This is a genomic window from Nocardiopsis sp. M1B1, assembly GCF_052466615.1.
This window is the reverse complement of sequence record NZ_CP196194.1, coordinates 3,765,444-3,780,409: the sequence shown is the minus strand read 5'-3', so window position 1 is coordinate 3,780,409 and position 14,966 is coordinate 3,765,444. Positions and strand designations below refer to the sequence as shown.

Here is a 14,966-nt window from a genome sequence, read left to right as displayed (position 1 = left end):
GCACGTGAACGGCACGCGGCACACGGGCGGGCGCGCCACAGCGCGCAGGAGGACCGGAGGGCATGCCGAAGGGCCGGGCGGCGCCCCGGCGCGGCGGGGGCCGACCCGGCCACGCGCACGCGGGGGTCCAGAGCCCGGGGCTCCGCCTGCTTCGGCTCAGGCGCCCCCGGTCACGCGCACGCGCGCCCGGTTTACGGAAACTCCCGGCGGAGCGGGGGACAGGCGGTAGGGGCCTCCGCCTCCTCGTCGGCCTCCCGCTGGGGCGTGACGACCTCCAGGCCCACGCCCAGCTCCCGGATCGCGCGCACGGAGGACTCGGCGAGGCGGTCGTCGGTGATCACCGAGGCGAAGCTCGTGAGCGCGGCGACCTTGAACGTGCCGAAGGCCCCGTACTTGTCGGCCCCGGCGACCAGCACCGACGTCGAGGCCGCCGCCATGGCCGCGCGCTTGACCGCGACCTTCGCGCGCGAGGGCGTGGTGGTGCCCCGGCTCAGGTCCCACGAACTCGTCGAGACGAAGGCGACGTCGATGTTGAACTCCTCGATGGTGGCGGCCGCGATGTCGCCGACCGAGGAGCGGTTCTCGCGGTCGATCTGCCCGCCGATGAGGAACAGGGTCACGTCGGGGTGGTCGGTGAGGGAGGCGGCGGTGGTGATGTCGTTGGTGATGACGGTGAGGCCGGTGACGCTCCACAGCGACGGCACCAGATGGCCCAGCGTCGTGCCCGCGTCCAGGTAGACGGTCTGCCCCTCGCCGACCAGGGCCGCCGCCGCGCGGGCCATCGCCCGCTTCTCGGCCACGTCCACCCGCGACTTGTCGCGGTAGGAGGGCTCCGAGCGCACCTGCGAGACCAGTTCGACGCCGCCGGGCACCGAGCGGACTCGGCCCTCCTCCTCCAGCGTCATGATGTCGCGGCGCACCGTCATGTGCGAGACGTCGAGGATCTCGCACAGCTCCTTCACGCTCAGCACGCCCGTACCGCGCAACTCCCGCACGAGCAGCTCACGCCGTTGCGCCGGAATCATCGCTCTCCCTCGGTTCCGCTCATGGGCATCATGGTAACGAGTGTTCTCAGATGGTACCAGTCGTGATAATTGTTGACTCTAATGTTCCGCTGGTGTTAAACATGGCGCGTTGCCGTAGCGGCCTGGCACACACGTGCCCCTCGCGAGGCCGGAAGAAGGAGAACCCATGCAAGCCACCGACGCCACCACGGCGCCGCCACCGCCCGTGCGCTACGCGCTCACCGGAGCCCGCGGCGGTTTCGCGCGCACCCTGCTCGCCCAGACCCCGCGGATGGAGCGGCTGCGGCCCTCGGTCCTGTGCGACCTGGACACCGAGGGGACGATCGCGCTGTGCGCCGAGCTCGGCTACCCCGCCGACGCGCTGACGGTGTGCTCCAGCGCGGACGAGGTGGCCGCGCTGGCCGACGGGCGGATCGCGGTGATCGCCGACGCCGGCCTCCTCGAACACGCCGACTACGACGTGCTCGTCGAGGCCACCGGCAGCCCCGAGGCGGGCACCCGGGCCGCGCGCACCGCCATCGCGGCCGGACGCCACGTGGTCATGGTCTCCAAGGAGGTCGACTCCGTCTCCGGGATCGCGCTGGCCGACCTCGCCCGGGAACGGGGCGTGGTCTACACCCCCGGGATCGGCGACCAGCCCGCCAACCTCATCGAGTGGTACGAGCGGACCCGCCTGCTGGGCCTGGACGTCGTCGCGATCGGCAAGTCGGGCGAGTACGACCTGGTCTTCGACCCGGACACGGGCCGCGTGCGCCAGCTCGACCAGGAGGTCGACGCCCCCGGCCTGGCCGGTCTGCTCACCCTGGGCGAGGACGTGCCCGCCACGCTCGCCGCCCGCGCCCGCGCGGTGGCGGGCCTGTCGCGCTCGGCCGCCGCCGACTACTGCGAGATGGGGGTCGTCGCCAACCACACGGGCCTGGTGCCCGACACCGAGGCGCTGCACTACCCCGTCGCGCGCGTCGCCGAACTCGCCGACGTCTACTCCCTCGCCGAGGACGGCGGAATCCTCTCCCGGTCCGGCGCCGTGGACGTCTTCAGCGTGCTCCGCCTGCCCGGGGAGGCCTCCTTCGCCGGAGGGGTCTTCGCCGTCGTCCGCACCGGCGACCCCGTCTCCTGGGCACTGCTCGCGCAGAAGGGCCACGTGGTCTCGCGTTCGGGGCGCTACGCCTGCCTGTACCTGCCCTACCACCTCATGGGTGTGGAGACCCCGCTGAGCCTGCTGGACGCCGTGGACCGCCGCCGCGCGGTGACCCCCCGGCACCCGGCCCCGCACGCGGTCCTGGCCGGGCGCGCCCGGCGCGACCTCCCCGCCGGGACCAGGCTGGACATGGGCGGACACCACCACGACGTCCAGGGAGTGGCCCCCGTCCTGCTGGACACGGCCGACGCCCCCGACGACGTCGCACCGCTCTACCTGGCGGCCCACGCCACCCTGGGCCGCGACGTCGCGGCGGGCGCACTGGTGCGCCTGGACGACCTGGCAGACGCCAGCGCCCCCCTCCTGGACGCCTGGCGCCACGCCCGCACGCACCTGTGAACGATCGGACCAACTGACATGTCGGACATCTACACCCTGTTGGCGTTCCTCACCGCCATCGCGGTACTCGTACTGCTCATCGCCCGCTTCAAGGTCCACCCCGTGGCCACGCTGTTCATGGTGGTCGTGGCGCTCGGCCTGGTCCTGGGCATGGGCGGCACCGAGACCATCGGCCTGGTCACCGAGGGCTTCGGCGGCACCCTCGCCGACGTCGGCCTTCTGGTCGTCTTCGGCTGCGTGCTCGGCAGGATGCTCGAACTGAGCGGCGCGGCCACCAAGATCACCGAGACCGCCCTGAGCCTGTTCGCGGAGAAGAGGGTGCCCTGGGCGATCGCCCTGGCCTCGACCGTGCTGGGCATCCCCCTCATCGCCGACACCGCGGTCGTCATGCTCATCCCGATCGTCTCCGCCCTGGCCTACCGCACGGGCATGTCGATGATGAAGCTCGGCCCGATCCTCTACCTCGGCGCCTACATCATGACCTCGGTCGTCCCGCCCGGCCCCGGCCCGCTCGCGTCGGCGTCGCTGCTCGGCGTCAGCATGGGCGAGGCCATCCTCTACGGCCTGATGGTGGGCGTCCCCGGCGTCATCGCCGCGACGGTCTACCTGTCCTTCATCAAGACCTACGTGCCGCCCAAGCCGGAGTTCGTCGAACACCTGGCGGGCGCGGGCGGCTCGGGCACCCCCTCCGCCGGCGCCCCGGGGATCTCCGACGGCACCGGCCCCAAGACCGCCTCCGGCGGCGCCGCGGCCCCCGCCAACGTGGGCCTGTTCGGCTCCCTGGTGCCGATCCTGGCCCCCATCGTCCTCATCATCGTCGCCTCCCTGGCCGGTCCGGTGCTCCCGGAGGGGGCCTGGTTCACCGAGGCCGTCCTGTTCGTCGGCGAGCCGACGGTGGCGCTCTTCCTCTCCTGCCTGCTGGCCCTGCCGCTGTTCCGCGGGCGCTGGAAGGACAAAGCCACCCTCAACGACCTGTTCGAGGCGGGGCTTCGCATCGCCGCGATGCCCCTGGCCCTGACCGGCGTCGGCGGAGCGCTGGCCACCATCATCCGGGAGACCGGCGTGGCCGAGAACGTCGCCGCGAGCATCGAGGGCACCGGCATGTCACCGGTCGTCATCCCCTTCCTCGTCGGCGCGGCGGTCTGCACGATCACCGGCTCCAACATCCTGGGCGTGATGACCTCGGCGGCCATCATGCAGCCCCTGATGGACGACCTCGGCCTGGCGCCGATCGTGGTGTACCTGGCCTGCGCGACCGGCGCCCAGATCATGAAGCACGCGAACTCGTCCGGGTTCTGGGTCACCACCACGCTGTCCAACATGACGGTGGGCCAGGGCATCCGGTCGATCGGCGTCGCCTCGTTCCTCTCGGGCGTCACCGGGTTCCTCGTGCTCAACGTCATGATCGCGACCGGCGTCGTCTGACCAGTGTTCCTTCGGGCCTCCGCTCCACTTCGGCCCGCCCGTCCCACAGGGGGGTTCCGGCGCACCCGGCCACCGGGCCGCACAGTGCGCCGGACCCCCTGCCCGACCGACCCGCCCCGACCACAGGGAGTACCTCACATGGCGACCCTCGGCGTGATCGCCGACGACCTCACCGGAGCGACCGACGTCGCGATCGCCCTCACCGCTTCCGGCCACCGGACCACGGTCGTCCTGGACACGCGGGACCCCGGCGGCGCCGACCCCGTCGCCGCCGCGGCGGAGGGGGCCGACGCCGTCGTCGTGGCCCTGAAGTCGCGCACCACACCCGCCGACGCGGCGGTCGCGGCCTCGCTGGACGCCCTCGCCCGGCTGCGGAGCGCGGGGTGCGAGCGGTTCTACCTCAAGTACTGCTCCACCTTCGACTCCACCCCGGACGGCAACATCGGCCCGGTCGCGGAGGCGGTCCTCGACGCCCTCGGCGAGGAGGTCACGGTCGTCGCACCCGCCTTCCCCGCCAACGGGCGCACCGTCTACCGCGGCCACCTCTTCGTGGGGGACGACCCCCTCGACGAGTCCCCGATGCGCCACCATCCGCTCACGCCCATGACCGACTCCAGCCTCCCGCGCCTGCTCGCCCCCCAGGTCAGCGGCGGCGCGGACGACGTCGCACTGGTGCCCTGGCCGGTGGTCGCCCGAGGGGCCGACGCGGTGCGCGGCGCCATCGCGTCCGCCAGCGCGGAGGGGGCCCGGTTCGTGGTCGTGGACGCCCTGACCGACGCCGACCTGCGCACGCTCGCCGACGCGACGCGGGACCTGCGCCTGCTGACCGGCGGCAGCGCCCTGGCCCAGGGGCTCACCGGCCCCCACGGGACCGGCCACCTGCCGCTCACCCCGCCCCCGGGGCCGCGCGTCGTGCTCTCGGGCAGCGCCTCGCGGGCGACCCAGGGCCAGGTGCGCCACGCCCTCGCCCACGGCGGGGGACACCACCTGCTCCCGTCCGACCTGCGCCGGGACTTCGGGGCGGCGGTGTCGCTGGCCGTGGAGCGCGCCCTGGAGGGCGGCGCGTCCCCGTTCGTGGTGTACGCGACCGCCGCACCCGAACACGTCGTGGACACCGCCGACGCGCCGCTCATCGAGGAGGCGCTGGCCGAGATCGCCGCACGCCTGGTCGCCGCGGGAGTGCGCGCGCTCCTGGTCGCGGGCGGCGAGACGAGCGGAGCCGTCGTACGGCGCCTGGGCGTGGCCTCGCTCGCGCTGGGACCCGAGATCGACCCGGGCGTCGCGTGGACGCTCGGACACAGCGACGGCGAGGACGTCCAGCTCATGCTCAAGTCCGGCAACTTCGGCCGCGAGGACCTGTTCGTCCGCGCCTGGGAGGGGGACAAGTGAACCGCGAAGCGCGAGAGGCGGCCCGGGAGCTGTGCGCGGTCGGACGCCGCGCCGTCGAACTGGGGCTCAGCCCCGGCGCCTCGGGCAACGTGTCCGCGCGGGCCGGGGAACTGACCCTGATGAGCCCCACGGGGGTCTCCCTGCGCGACCTCGACCCCGAGGGCCTGTCCGTCCTGGACGCGGCGGGCGAGCACGTCGCCGGTCCGCCCCCCTCCAAGGAGTTCCCGCTCCACCAGGCGATGTACCGGCGGGTCGCGGACGCGGGCGCCGTCGTCCACCTGCACTCGCCGCACGCCTGCGCGGCCTCGTGCCTGCCCGCCTGGTCGGAGGCCTCCGCGCTGCCGCCCGTCACGCCCTACCTGGTCATGCGGGTCGGCCAGGCGCCCCTGGTGCCCTACGCGGCTCCGGGCAGCGACCGGCTCGCCGACAACCTCTCCCGCCTGCCCGGGCGGTTCCGCGCGGCCCTGCTGGCCAACCACGGTTCGATCGTGGCCGCCGCCGGTCCGGCGGCAGCCCTGGACGGCGCCGTCGAGCTGGAGGAGGCCTCGCGCATCGTCGTGTCGCTGCGGGGGAGCGAGTTCTCCGTGCTCTCGCCCGAGGACGTGCGCGAGCTGACCGGGCGCTACGGCACCGAATGGGACCTGTGACTCCGCGTCGGGGGTGACCTTCCCGCCCTCCCCGCCCGCCCCGTCCCCGACGACGGGGCGGGCGGCGTCCCCGGTGGAGCGGCTAGGGTCTGTTTTTTGAACCGGTCTCAGCTTGTGGGGGTTGGTTCGGGCGCCCACGGGGTTCTGGAGGTGGCGGAGGCGGGTTCGTGAGGAACGAGCGAACCCGCCGGAGACACCGAAGGTTCCCGTGCTCCGGGCGCCCGAACACGGACCGAAGCGAAGCGGAGGTCCAAAAAAACACTGCCTAGCGGCGGGCGTACACCCGGCGCAGGGGCGAGGCGGTGACACCGTGCGCGACCACGCTGGCCGTGACCGCCAGCGTGACGGCGGCGAACAGGCGCGGGTCGTGCACGCCCTCGTGGACCGAGTGCGCCGCGTAGAAGAGCGCGCTGACGCCCATCGGGCCGAACCACCCGGCGAAGGCCGCGTCGCGCGGACGCAGCCCCAGGGGCCGCGTCAGGGCCATCAGCGCGGGCGGACGGCGCAACAGCAGGACGGCCAGCACGAAGGCGAGCGCGGCCGGTCCGAAGCCGACCCACTCCCGCCACGGCAGGACCGCGCCCAGCAGGACGAACACGGGCAGGGCCAGGTAGCGGTTGACCGCCTCGTCGATGTTCTGCTGCGGGCCGCGCTCCCCCCTGCGCACCGTCCGGTTGTAGGCCAGCCCCGCGACGAAGACGGCGAGCACACCGCCCACCCCGATCAGCCGGGCCGCCCCGAGCACGGCGACGGCGAGCAGCAGTGTGAAGACGAGCGCGGGCCCGTCCTCCAGCTCCCGGTGGCGGGTGGCCGCCTCCATCGCCTTTCCCGCGGCCGCTCCCAGGAGCACACCCAGGACCACGGACCCCAGGACCTCCCACGCCAGGCGTCCCGCCACGTCGACGGGACCGGCGGAGGGCAGTGCGGCGGCCACCGCGACTCCGACCAGGGCCAGGGCGAGCCCGTCGTTGGCCCCGCTCTCCCCGGTGAGGAGCTTGCGCAGGCGTTCGGACAGGTCGCGCCGGGCGGGCTTCCCGGTCACCACCGACGCGGCGAGCACCGGGTCGGTGGGGCACAGGCAGGCGCCCACCAGCGCCGACAGGGCCAGGGGAAGGCCGAGCAGCAGCGCCGCGGCGCCGGTCACGGCCGCCGCGACCGGCATGGCGACGCACAGCAGCAGCGCCAGCGGGGCCACCAGCCCGCGCAGCGAGGTCACCGGGAACCGCAGCGCGGCCGTCATGACCGAGGCCGCCAGCAGGAGGCGGGTTCCCTCCAGGAGGAGGGTGTCCCGCGTCTCGGCGGACAGCGTCAGCAGGCCGAGCGCGCAGGGGCCCAGGGCCGCGCCGAGCAGCAGGGCGAGGAGCGGCTCGCTCAGGGGCAGTTCCCGGAAGCGGTCGCTGAACAGTGCGAGGAGCACGCTGAGCGTGCCGACGGCCGCGTACGCCAGGGGGAGCGGGTCCATGGACCTCCTTCTTCACCTCGTGTCCGTGCCGGTCGCGGAGGCGGTGCGTCGACACCTCCGCCGGAGCAGGGTAGCCGCCGCGCGCGCCTTCACGCCGCATCCGGACCGGGGCGCCGCGGACCGGTTTCCGCGCGACGGGGAGCTCCGTCCGGACCGGGCGCCGCGGACGTCCCCGGCGTGCTCCGCCTCCCAGGGGGCTTGCGCCTCGGCGGCACCGGGACCGCCGCATCCGTCCCGCGCTCGTCCGCCTCCGGCTGGCCGGACGCGGCCCCGTCGGACTGGCCGAAGACGTTGCCGGTGCGGCACGGGGGTTCCGACCCGCGGTGATCTCGTACCCGTAGCGGGTCCGGAGCGCCGAACCCCGCTACGAGTACGAGATCACCGTGAAGGGGGCGGGCCGGTGGTCCCTTGCGGTGACCGCATCAGAGGGAAGGGGACGGCCCCGCCGGTGCCGGCACACCGGCGAGACCGAGTATGAGGTCGCGGACCTCGGTGGCCGCGACGCGTTCCCGGGCGGAGCCGGGGTCGGAGCACAGCACCAGGGGACCGTCCTCGGGGTCGGCGTGCGCGCGCCCGTGGGTGCCGCGCACACAGCCCGGGTCGAGCGGGACCACGTTCATGGCGTAGCGCAGGCCGACCTTCTTGCGGGCGAGGTTGGCCGCCGCGCGCGCTCTGACCAGCCGGTCGGCGGGGTCCAGGAAGAGTTCGGCGGGGTCGTAGCCCGGCTTGCGGTGGATGTCCACGCCCCGCGCGAAGTCCGGCGCCGCCGTGTCGCGCAGCCAGTAGTAGTAGGTGAACCAGGCGCCCGGGTCGGCCACGAGGACCAGCTCGCCGGAGCGTTCGTGGTCCAGCCCGTGCCCGGCCTGCCCGTCGCGGTCCAGGACCAGGTCCACCCCCTCCACACCGGCCAGGAGGCGGGCGACCGCGGGCACGTCGCCGGGGTCGCGGACGTAGACGTGGGCGCACTGGTGGTCGGCCACCGCGAAGGCGCGCGACTCCCACGGGTCCAGGTACTCCATCCCGTGCTGGGTGTACACCTCCAGCAGCCCGGCCTCGCGCAGCACCCGGTTGACGTGCACGGGCCTGTCGGCGGGGGTGATGCCGTACTCGCTCAGGACCATCACGGCCGTGCCCGAGCGCTCGGCGTCGTCCAGCAGGGGCGCCAGGGCCGCGTCCATGTCGCCCACCGCACGGCGGGCCTCCTCCGAGTCGGGCCCGTACCTTTGCAGGTCGTAGTCCAGGTGGGGGACGTAGCACAGGGTCAGGTCGGCCCGCGGCATCAGCCTGCGGGTCGCGGCCACGATCCACTCGGTGGAGCGCAGCGACGCGGTCGGCCCCCAGTACTGGAAGAGCGGGAAGGGCCCCAGCTCCGCGGTCAGCTCGTCGTGGAGGGAGGGCGGCCGGGTGTAGCAGTCGGGGGACTTGCGCCCGTCGGCGTGGTAGACCGGCCTGGGCGTGACGGTCCAGTCGGTGGTGGCGCCCATGGCGTACCACCAGCACACGTTCGCGGTGCGAAAACCCGGCCGGTGGCGCCGGGCGGTCTCCCACACCTTCTCACCCTGGACCAGGCGGTTGTGCTGGCGCCACAGGTACACCTCGCCCAGGTCACGGAAGTACCAGCCGTTGCCGACGGCACCGTGCCCGGCGGGGGTCCGGCCGGTCAGGAACGTGGACTGGACGGTGCAGGTCACGGCGGGCAGGACGGTCTCCAGCGGGGCCTGCCAGCCCTGGTCGGCCACGGCGCGCAGCCGGGGCGCGTACCGCAGCAGCCGGGGCGTGAGCCCGACCGCGTCGACCACGAGCAGGCGCGGTTCCTCCGTCGGCATGGGGGTGTCCCTTCGTTTCGCGGGGGTCAGAGCAGGGTCAGGCCCAGGTCGGTCAGCCGGTCGCGCGCCCAGGCCACCTCGGCCGCGATGCCCTCGGCGAGCCCCTTGTCGTCGGCGGGGCGCCGCTCCTTCGGCAGCACCGACCAGGTGTAGGTCTCCACCTCCACGTGGTCGGTGCGCGCGCCGCCGGGCCCCAGGAGGCATTCGAGGGTGCGGGTGAGGTGCTCGTTGGTCCCGCGCAGCGGGGTGGCGGCGGGCGCGTGCAGGGGCACGTGGAAGTGGGTGCGCCAGGGTGCGCCGTCGGGCAGGGGGTCGGCGCCGCCCAGGGCCTCGTCCAGGTCGTCGCGGCCCTGCCGCGCCCCGTCCCGGCCGTGCGCGCGCGTCTGGTGCAGGAAGCGGTCCTCGGTGAAGGCGGCGAGGGCCTCGCGCGCGGCCGGGTCGGCGGGGTCGGGGACCTCCACGGCCGCCGACGCCTGCGTCTTGACCACGGGCAGGCCCGCGCCGGAGAGCCGGTCCAGGGCCGCCTCCGGCTCCTCGAAGGCCGTCGCCAGGTGGCAGGTGTCCAGGCACACGCCCAGGTGCGGCGGCGGGTCCCCGAGCAGGCGGGCCGCGTCCCGGGTGGTCTCGACGACGCACCCGGGTTCGGGCTCCAGCCCCACCCGCACCGGGCGTCCTTGCCGTGCCAGGTCCTCCAGGGCGTCGGAGAGTTCGGCCAGGTGCGCGCGGGCGGCGGACAGGCGGCCGGGGTCCCACGGTTCGCGCCAGGCCAGGGGCAGGGTGGAGACGCTGCCGCGCGCGGCGTCGTCGGGCAGCAGCCGGGCCAGCACCCGGGCGCAGTCCACCGTGTAGTCCAGCCGGGCCCGGTCGGTCCAGTCGGGGAGGTACACGGCCCGCTTGACCACGGGCGCGTGGAACCCGGTGTAGGGGAAGGCGTTGAGGGTCACCGTCTCCAGCCCGGCGGCTCCCAGTTCCGCGCGCAGCCGGTCGGTCAGGCGCGGGTCCGCCGCCAGCTCCCGGGCCAGCGGGGCGGGCAGCCACAGGCCCAGGCCGAGCCGGTCCGCGCCCAGGGCCTCGCGCACGCCGCCGCCGTGGACGCGGATCTGGCGCAGGACGCCGTCCAGGTCCTCGGCGGGGTGCACGTTGGTGCAGTAGGCGAGGTGGACGACCGTTCCGTCGGGGTGGCGCAGCCTCACGCGGCACCTCCGCCCGCGCGCTCGCCGCGCAGTACCGAGTTCCCCGAGTAGGTCGCGGTGCGGTCGGCCCCGTGCACGTCGTCCAGCAGCAGGCGTCCGCTGCGGCCGTAGAACTCCACGGGGTTGTCCCACAGCACGCGTTCGACGTCGCGTTCGGTGAAGCCCGCGGCGAGCATGGCCTCGCCGGTGCGCAGGGTGGCGAGCGGGTCGCTGCGGCCCCAGTCGGCGGCCGAGTTGACCACCATCCGCTCCGGGCCCCACTCCGACAGGACGCGCACCATGCGCTCCGGGCTCATCTTGGTGTCGGGGTAGATGGAGAAGCCCAGCGTGCACCCCGACTCGTGCACCATGGCCACGGTGGCCTCGTTGAGGTGGTCCACGAGCACCCGCTCGGGCGCGATCCCCGACTCGGCGACCAGCCGGAGGGTGCGGCGGGTCCCGGCCGCCTTGTCGCGGTGCGGGGTGTGCACCAGGACGGGCAGCCCGAACTCCCCGGCCAGCTCCAGCTGGTGGCGGAAGGCCCTCTCCTCCTCGGCGGTGCCGGAGTCGAAGCCCACCTCGCCGACCGCCACCACGCCGTCCTTGGCCAGGTAGCGGGGAAGCAGGTCCAGCACCCCCGACAGGTGGGGGTCGTTGGCCTCCTTGGGGTTGAGCGCGATCGTGCAGTGGTGGCGGATCCCGAACCGCTCGGCCCGGAACCGCTCCCAGCCCACGAGGCCGTCGAAGTAGTCGCGGAACGAGCCCACGCCGGTCCGGGGCTGGCCCAGCCAGAACGACGGCTCGACCACCGCCCGCACCCCGGCGGCGTACATCGCCTCGTAGTCGTCGGTGGTGCGCGAGGTCATGTGGATGTGCGGGTCGAAGATACGCATCACGCCTCCGTTCGGTGGGTGTCCAGGCGGGCGGCCTGCCCGGGGAAGTGCCGCAGCACGAGGTGGACGTCGTCGGGGACCGGCCGCCCCGCCAGGACCCGTTCCTCGGCGTGGTCGGCGCACATGCGCGCCAGCTCCTCGTCGGCGCGGTCGGGCAGCCCGGCCGCCGACCCCAGCGGCACCCCGGTGAACAGGCACTTGAGGATTCCCTGGCGCCAGGAGTCGGCGTCGAGCAGGGCCGTCGCCGCGCTGGCGGCCGCCGCCGCGACCAGCCGGGTGTCGTTGGCGCGCATCGCGTCGGCCAGCAGCTCGCGCGCCGCACCGGCCACCTCCTCCCGGCCCCGGCCGCGCACGTCGAGCGCGTCCAGGCCGCGCAGGACGGCGCGCCGCTCACCCGCGTCACCGTGGTGGTACAGGTCGCGGACCTCGCGGGCCAGCTCCGGCGGGGCCAGGGCCCCGGCCAGCGCGGACAGCAGCTCCACGCGCGCTATGTCCTCCAGGGTCGGCCCGGCCACCCCGTCGGGGTCGCCCGACGGACCGGCCCCGCGCGCCACGCTCCTGGCCGCCGCGGGGAAGAGCACGGCGATCCGCGCGGGCCGCTCGCGCACCTGCCCGACCTGGGAGGCCAGCGCCCCGCGCGCCGCGTCCGTGTCCAGGAAGGCGTACTCCCCGCTCACACCTCCGCCCTCCGCGCACGAGAATCGGCCAGCGCCCGCGTGAGCGCGCGGATCGACCGCTCGGCCACCAGGGGGGCGGCGTGCCCGTGGCGGGGCAGCTCCACCGACGCCAGGCCCCGGTAGCCGACCTCCTCCAGGGCACCCAGGACCCCGGGCAGGTCGATCTCGCCCTCACCGAACTCCAGGTGCTCGTGCACGCCCGGCCGCATGTCGTCCAGCTGGACGTTGGCGATCAGGGCCCCGGCCCGCCGGACCGCGCCCTCGGGGCCGTCCGGCTCGTTGCACACGCCGTGCCCGACGTCCACCGTCACCCGCAGGCGCGGCGGACCGCCGAGCCGCTCGCGCAGCTCCAGCGCGTCGGCCACCCGTTCGGCGAACATGCCGGGCTCGGGCTCGAACGCGCAGTCCACGCCCAGGTCTTCGGCGGTGCCCAGGACCCGCTCCACGCCCGAGGTCAGCCGCGACCAGCCCTGCTCCCTGCTCACCCCCGCCGGGAGGATGCCCGACCAGAAGGAGACGGCCTCGGCCCCCAGGTCGTCGGCGACGCGCACCGCGCGGCGCAACAGGTCCACCCGCAGTTCGGCGCCCTCGTCGGAGACCAGGGTGGGCTCGTGCTTGCGGCGCGGGTCCATCAGGTAGCGGGCGCCGGTCTCCACGACCACCGCCAGTCCCAGTTCGGACAGCCGCCGGCCGATGCGGGCGGTGCGCGCGAAGGCGTCCGGCGCGAAGGGGTCCAGGTGCGGGTGGTCCAGCGTCAGCCCCACCCCCTCGTAGCCGAGGTCGGCGATGACGGCGAGCGCGTCGTCCAGCCGGTGGTCCCAGAAGCCGTTGGTGCCGTATCCGAACCTCATGTGAACGACACCGCCTTGGACGCCCGCGCCGCCACGGGTGCGCCGACGGCGAGCGCGCACGCCGCGTCCGGCGCGCCGTACCCGGCCAGCAGGGCCGCCTGGAGCGGGATCATCCCCCGGATACCCGCGCCCGTCGCCGCGCGCGCGTGGTGCGCCTCGGGTTCGACCAGCGCCCTGGCCTGCGCGGACCCCACCCCCAGCGCGAAGACCCCCGCGAGAGCCCCCGCCAGGGCCCTGGCCGAGGCGTCGCCCGCCGCTCGTCCGGGCAGGGGCCGGGCGGGCGCTGCGGCGAGCGCGGCACTGGCCAGGGTGCACAGCAGCGCCCCCGCCGCCACGCGGGGCCGCGTCCCGTGCACCTCGCCCCGGCTCAGGGCGGTCACCCCGAGCGTGTGGACGGCCAGCGCCAGCGCGGGCCTGGCCGCGTCGGCGGGGCGCGCGCCCGCGCCCAGCAGCACGTCCAGCCCCCGGGCCGCCGCCATGCCCAGCGGGGCCAGGGGCGTCCTCTTGAGGAGGAGGTCGTAGCCCCACACGGTGGCGGCCAGGGCCGTGCCCACCCCCGCCGCCCGGCGTCCGCCCGCCGCCGCGGCCAGGCCCACGCCCGTCGCGGTCAGCCCCGCGGCGACCGCCAGGGCCTCGCCGGGGCGCACCGCCCCGGAGGGGATGGGGCGTTCGGGCCGCTCGACCGCGTCCACATCCCGGTCGGCGTAGTCGTTGAGGGCCATGCCCGCCCAGTACAGGCAGACCGAGGCGGCGGGCAGCGCCCAGGCCCCGGGCCCGCGCAGGCCCCCCGCCGCCGCGGCACCGGCCAGGGTGTCGCCGGGAACGCTCAGCGCCGCGGGCAGGCGCACCAGCCTCGCCAGGTCGCGCGCTCTCACTCGGCCTCCTCCTCCGGTGCCGCGCACCAGGACGTCAGGGCCCGCCACTGTTCGGCCAGGCCGTGTTCGCGGGTGCCCACGGGGTCCTTGAAGAAGAACGCCAGCTCCGGCAGGGGGCCCACCCGGCCCCGCCGGTGGGCGTGGGCGGTCAGCCGCGCCAGGTCCAGCACCAGGGGCGCGGCCAGCGCGGAGTCGTAGCCCGACCAGGTGAACTGCAGGGTCATCCGCGCCCCCAGGAACCCCTCGAACGAGACGTGGTCCCAGGCGACCTTGGCGTCGCCCAGGTCGGGGACGTAGTCGATGTGCAGGGGCCCGTCCGGGCCGTGGCCCAGCATGTGCTCCAGACCCCGCGACTTGGACGCGAGCTTGCTCTCGGCGTTGGCCGGGTCGGCCAGGGTGGCGCCGTCGCCGCCGCCGAGCAGGTTGAGCGAGGACCACGAGCGCACGTGCAGCGCCCGGGCGGCGAACATCGGCGCGAGCGCGCTCTTGACCAGGGTCTCCCCGGTCTTGCCGTCGCATCCGGCCCACGGCACGCCCGAGCGCTCGGCGAGCCGCGCCAGGGCGGGCAGCCGGGGCCCGGTGTTGGGCGTGAACTCCACGAACGCGCAGCCCGCCCGCAGGGCCGCGTAGGCGTACGCGGAGCTGGCCGGGATCCGCGCGGTCCCGGCGTCCAGGGCCGCCTCCAGGGCGTCGGCGTCGGTGTGCTCGGCGTGCGGTTCGGGCCGGGGCTCGGTGCTGGACAGGTCCACCACCACGACGCGTTCGAGCGCCTCCCGTTCGGCGAACTCGCGCAGGTCCGCCTCCAGGCGGTCCACGTCGCGGCGCCCCACCCCGGCGGTGGCGGCGTGCAGGCCCCGGCGCAGACGGTGCTCGGTCCGGTCCAGTTCGTCGGCGAAGGCCGGCGGCAGGTGCGCGGGCAGCACCCCCACCCGGGCCAGCCGCTCGGCGTTCTCGCACAGGCGGATCTCGGAGACGTCGTGGCCGCCGAAGACCAGGTCGCCGATCCCGGGCAGGCGCGCCGGGGCGAACTCGGGGCGCTCGGTCACGCACCCCGTACGCCCCGACGCCCCGGACCGCACCGCCAGGGCTCCCAGGACGGCGGTGGTCGCCACCGACCCCCGCGCCCCGATCAGCCATACTCCGACTCGCGTCAACGCATGCTCCCCTCCGCGTGCCTCCGGGTGTTC

At 75.1% G+C, this 14,966-nt stretch carries 13 protein-coding genes; 4 read left to right on the top strand and 9 right to left on the bottom strand.

The genetic code is table 11. The features are described 5' to 3' along the window. Positions 1–191: 191 nt before the first annotated feature. The gene (locus tag ACSTA4_RS16450; protein ID WP_444960035.1) at positions 192–1,025 is read right to left on the bottom strand and encodes a DeoR/GlpR family DNA-binding transcription regulator; all 834 of its coding nucleotides are present in this window, start codon (positions 1,023–1,025) and stop codon (positions 192–194) included. Positions 1,026–1,191: 166 nt separating this feature from the next. Between ACSTA4_RS16450 and ACSTA4_RS16445 the strand changes: the two genes are divergently transcribed. The 4 genes from ACSTA4_RS16445 (at position 1,192) to ACSTA4_RS16430 (ending at position 6,023) form a co-directional block, all read left to right on the top strand. After that, the gene (locus ACSTA4_RS16445; RefSeq protein WP_444960034.1) at positions 1,192–2,562 is read left to right on the top strand and encodes a homoserine dehydrogenase; all 1,371 of its coding nucleotides are present in this window, start codon (positions 1,192–1,194) and stop codon (positions 2,560–2,562) included. A gap of 18 nt (positions 2,563–2,580) precedes the next feature. Beyond that, the gene (locus ACSTA4_RS16440) at positions 2,581–3,987 is read left to right on the top strand and encodes a GntP family permease (protein ID WP_444960033.1); all 1,407 of its coding nucleotides are present in this window, start codon (positions 2,581–2,583) and stop codon (positions 3,985–3,987) included. 138 nt (positions 3,988–4,125) lie between these two features. After that, positions 4,126–5,376: a 3-oxo-tetronate kinase gene (otnK, locus tag ACSTA4_RS16435; protein WP_444960032.1), complete on the top strand. Its 1,251-nt coding sequence runs from the start codon at positions 4,126–4,128 to the stop codon at positions 5,374–5,376. Beyond that, a complete protein-coding gene (locus tag ACSTA4_RS16430) occupies positions 5,373–6,023 on the top strand; it encodes a class II aldolase/adducin family protein (RefSeq protein WP_444960031.1) in 651 nt (216 codons plus the stop codon). The genes otnK and ACSTA4_RS16430 overlap by 4 nt, the downstream gene beginning before the upstream one ends. 265 nt (positions 6,024–6,288) lie before the next feature. Here ACSTA4_RS16430 and ACSTA4_RS16425 read toward each other — a convergent pair whose 3' ends face one another. The 8 genes from ACSTA4_RS16425 to ACSTA4_RS16390 form a co-directional block, all read right to left on the bottom strand. Beyond that, positions 6,289–7,485 carry a cation:proton antiporter domain-containing protein gene (locus ACSTA4_RS16425; RefSeq protein ID WP_444960030.1) on the bottom strand — a complete coding sequence of 399 codons (1,197 nt, stop codon included), beginning with the start codon at positions 7,483–7,485 and terminating at the stop codon, positions 6,289–6,291. A 422-nt stretch (positions 7,486–7,907) separates the two neighbouring features. Further along, positions 7,908–9,311, bottom strand: a complete 1,404-nt coding sequence (locus ACSTA4_RS16420) for an alkaline phosphatase family protein (RefSeq protein WP_444960029.1) — start codon at positions 9,309–9,311, stop codon at positions 7,908–7,910. A gap of 26 nt (positions 9,312–9,337) precedes the next feature. After that, positions 9,338–10,504: a metabolite traffic protein EboE gene (gene eboE / locus ACSTA4_RS16415; RefSeq protein WP_444960028.1), complete on the bottom strand. Its 1,167-nt coding sequence runs from the start codon at positions 10,502–10,504 to the stop codon at positions 9,338–9,340. Beyond that, positions 10,501–11,376, bottom strand: coding sequence for a TatD family hydrolase (locus tag ACSTA4_RS16410; RefSeq protein WP_444960027.1), 876 nt, complete (start codon positions 11,374–11,376; stop codon positions 10,501–10,503). The genes eboE and ACSTA4_RS16410 overlap by 4 nt, the downstream gene beginning before the upstream one ends. After that, a complete protein-coding gene (locus ACSTA4_RS16405; RefSeq protein WP_444960026.1) occupies positions 11,376–12,053 on the bottom strand; it encodes an EboA domain-containing protein in 678 nt (225 codons plus the stop codon). The genes ACSTA4_RS16410 and ACSTA4_RS16405 overlap by 1 nt, the downstream gene beginning before the upstream one ends. After that, a complete protein-coding gene (locus ACSTA4_RS16400; RefSeq protein ID WP_444960025.1) occupies positions 12,050–12,904 on the bottom strand; it encodes a sugar phosphate isomerase/epimerase family protein in 855 nt (284 codons plus the stop codon). The genes ACSTA4_RS16405 and ACSTA4_RS16400 overlap by 4 nt, the downstream gene beginning before the upstream one ends. Beyond that, complete coding sequence (locus ACSTA4_RS16395; protein ID WP_444960024.1) at positions 12,901–13,779, bottom strand: SCO3242 family prenyltransferase; 879 nt, start codon at positions 13,777–13,779, stop codon at positions 12,901–12,903. The genes ACSTA4_RS16400 and ACSTA4_RS16395 overlap by 4 nt, the downstream gene beginning before the upstream one ends. Then, positions 13,776–14,933 carry an inositol-3-phosphate synthase gene (locus ACSTA4_RS16390; protein WP_444960023.1) on the bottom strand — a complete coding sequence of 386 codons (1,158 nt, stop codon included), beginning with the start codon at positions 14,931–14,933 and terminating at the stop codon, positions 13,776–13,778. The genes ACSTA4_RS16395 and ACSTA4_RS16390 overlap by 4 nt, the downstream gene beginning before the upstream one ends. Between the last annotated feature and the right edge of the window lie 33 nt (positions 14,934–14,966).